This is a genomic window from Arthrobacter sp. Y3221157, assembly GCF_059089865.1.
Genome location: NZ_JBNHFD010000164.1, coordinates 1 through 3,381, shown reverse-complemented (window position 1 = coordinate 3,381; position 3,381 = coordinate 1). Strand labels below are relative to the sequence as shown.

General features: G+C 70.6%; 1 protein-coding gene. It reads right to left on the bottom strand.

The genetic code is table 11. The features are described 5' to 3' along the window. The coding region (locus AC5RTT_RS20205) for a DNA glycosylase AlkZ-like family protein (RefSeq protein ID WP_494146654.1) at positions 1 to 3,381 on the bottom strand (3,381 nt) is incomplete at both ends.

Genomic DNA, 3,381 nt, shown 5'->3' with positions numbered 1-3,381 from the left:
CAGTCCGGTGCCGTGCGAACGCCCCAGCCTGCTGAGCCGAGGTGCCCTGGCCCGCGGTGCGCGTGCCACCTGCCGATGTGCCGTATGGCCGCCGGCGATCAGCGCACGGACGGGGGTGAAGGTGTCGCCTGTGATGCGGCCGGCCCACGCCAGCTCCCAGAGCGCAGTCACCACGTCCTGGTCGCTGAGCACCGAGTCCATGCCGCCAGCGATGTCCGTCAATTGGCGGAAGAAATAGCCGCCGCCGTTGGCGCGCAGGTGGTCGAGCAGGCGTTGCCCGGCGTCGCCCGGCTGGTACTCCGGAGCGGGGTTCAAGGTGAGCTCCGCCGAGTCCGCAAGGTGCAGGCTGATCCAGCCGTCATTTCCCGGCAGGGCTCCGGCCCCGGACCACAGGACCTCCCCGGTAGCCATAAGTTCGTCCAGCATGGCCGGCTGGTAATTGGACACCCGGCTGGCCAGGATGAGCGGCTCCCAGGCGGACGCGGGGACGGGCACCCCGGAAAGCTGGTCAATGGCGGTAATGATGCCGTCCAGGCCGCGAAGCGACGGCTGGCCGCGACCGCCGCCCGGAACGCGCACGTGCTGCCAGGCAGGAAGGAACCGGCCGTAGGCGGCGGCGTCCACCGGTTCCACTTCGGCCCGCAGTGCCGCCAGCGAACGGCGGCGGAGCTTGCGCAGCACCTCGGCGTCGCACCATTCGCTGACGCCGGCGTGCGGGAGTTCGGGTGCTGCCTGCCCAACCGCCGGCAGGTGCGCCATTTCGGCCGGCGCCAGCTCCTCGTCCTCTTCTTCCCCCGCAACATCAAGGTCGTCATCGCCTGCAAGGTAACCGGCGGCGGCTTCGTCGTCGTCGGGCTCAAGCGGCCCGGCGTCCAATCCTTCGGCACCGGCACCATCGATGCCTGCCGGCGGGTCGGCACTGCCCGGCTGGACCCCACTGCCCGCGTGGACTGCGCTGCCCGGTGGGGCCGCGTTGGGCCGGAACTCCCCTTCCACTACCCGTCCATCCGCGGCGAGCCGCTTGAGGGCGGTGCCCACCACCGCCACGCCCAGTCCCAACCGCGCTGCCGCTTCAGCAGCCGTAAACGGGCCATGGGTGCGGGCATAGCGGGAGACGAGATCCCCGAGCGGATCCGCCACCGGCTCGATAAAGGCCAGGGGAACGCCCATGGGCAGAGGCACGCCCAAGGCATCCCGCAGCCGGGCGGCGTCCTCAACTGCGGCGAACCGTTCAACCCCGCCGATGTTCACTTTGATGGCCCGGTTGGCGCGCTGCAGCGCTGCCAGGTGGGCTGTTGCGGACCCAATGCTGCCGTGGGCTGCCTCGGATACACCCCCGCGGCCGTCCAGTCCGGCCGCGAGCTCGGCATCCGTGGGTTCAACGTCGCCATCTGCGGCAGCCGGGCCGGCGGCAATTTCCCCGGGTGCGTTGTCCTCGCCCTGCAGCCTGGCCGCCACCTCTTCCGGCGTCAGCGGCCCGAGCAGCCGCAACAGGTCCGCCACGCCCTCGAGCCCCCGTGCCCTCCGGTCCGGGGCCAGCCGCTGCAGCTCCCGCTCCGTGGTTTCGATGACCCTTGCGTCCAGCAGTTCCCGCAGTTCCACGCGGCCCAGCAGCTCATTGAGGAGCGTGGAGTCCAGGGCCAGCGCCGCGGCCCGCCGTTCCGCCAGGGGTGAATCGCCCTCGTAGAGGAACTGGGCCACGTACCCGAACAGCAGGGACTTGGCGAACGGCGACGGCTGCTGGGTGGTGGTCTGGACGATCCGCAGTTCGCGCCGTTCCACGGAGGCGGCGATGTCCTTCAAGGCGGGGAGGTCGTAGACGTCCTGCAGGCACTCGCGCACCGTCTCCAGCACGATGGGGAACGTGGGGTATTTCCTGGCGACGTCCAGCAACTGCGCTGAGCGCTGCCTCTGCTGCCACAGCGGCTGCCGCTTCCCGGGCGTCTGGCGGGGGAGCAGGAGCGCCCGCGCAGCGCATTCCCGGAACCGTGACGCGAACAGTGCACTGCCGCCCACCTCGGCGGTGACAATCTGTTCCAGCTCTTCCGGGTCGAAGAGGAACAGCTCCGCGCCCGGAGGCTCGTCCTCCATCATGGGCACGCGCAGGACGATGCCGTCGTCGGCGGCCATGGCGGAGCCGTCCAGGCCGTACCGCTGGTGGAGCCGCTGCCCCACGGCGAGGGCCCAGGGTGCGTGCACGGGCATGCCGAACGGGCTGTGCAGGATGACCCGCCAGTCGCCCAGCTCGTCATGGAACCGCTCCACCACCAGGGTGGTGTCGCTTGGCACTACGTCGGTGGCCTGCTTCTGCTCCGTCAGGTACTGGATCAGGTTGTTGGCGGCGAACTCGTCCAGCCCGCTCGCCTTGCAGCGCTCGGCGGCAGGGCCGGCGTCGGACGCTGACAATTCGCGGACGAACGCGCCCAGGGCACGTCCCAAATCCACCGGCCGGCCCAGTGAGTCGCCTTTCCAGAACGGCAGCTTGCCTGGCTGGCCAAAGGCAGGGGATACCAGCACGCGGTCGTGGGTGATGTCCTCGATCTTCCAGCTGGTGGCACCCAGCGCGAAGACGTCCCCCACCCGGGACTCGTACACCATCTCCTCGTCCAGCTCACCCACGCGCCGGCCGCCCTTGGGCGCGGGGGCCGGCTTGCCATCGCCGGAGGGGGAGGCGGAGCCTTCCACCTCGGTGCCGATGATGTAGACGCCGAACAGGCCGCGGTCCGGGATGGTGCCGCCGGAGGTCACGGCGAGGCGCTGGGCGCCGGGCCTGCCCTCGATGGTGCCGGCGTTGCGGTCCCAGACAATCCGGGGCCGGAGCTCGGCGAATTCGTCCGATGGATAGCGCCCGGCCAGGAGGTCGAGGGTGGCCTCGAACGCCGAGCGGGGGAGTGAAGCGAATGGGGCGGAGCGCCGGACGGTGGCGAACCACTCCTCCACGTCGATGCTTCCCAGGGCGGTGGCGGCCACCGTCTGCTGGGCCAGGATGTCCAGCGGGTTGGCCGGGATGCTGAGGCGTTCGATCTTGCCGTTCAGCATTCGTTCCACGGTAATGGCGGTGTGGACCAGGTCCGCGCGGTGCTTGGGAAACAGGACGCCCTGCGAGACTTCGCCCACCTGGTGGCCGGCCCGCCCCACGCGCTGCAGGCCACTGGCCACCGACGGCGGCGACTCCACCTGCACCACCAGGTCCACAGCTCCCATGTCGATGCCGAGTTCCAGCGACGAGGTGGCCACGACGCAGCGTAGCCGGCCTGACTTCAGGTCGTCCTCGATGAGTGCCCGCTGGTCCTTGGAGACTGAGCCGTGGTGCGCCCGTGCGAGCACCGGGTCTGCGCCCGCCGAGCTGCCCGCCTGCGCCATCATGTGCGCGGGCGTGGC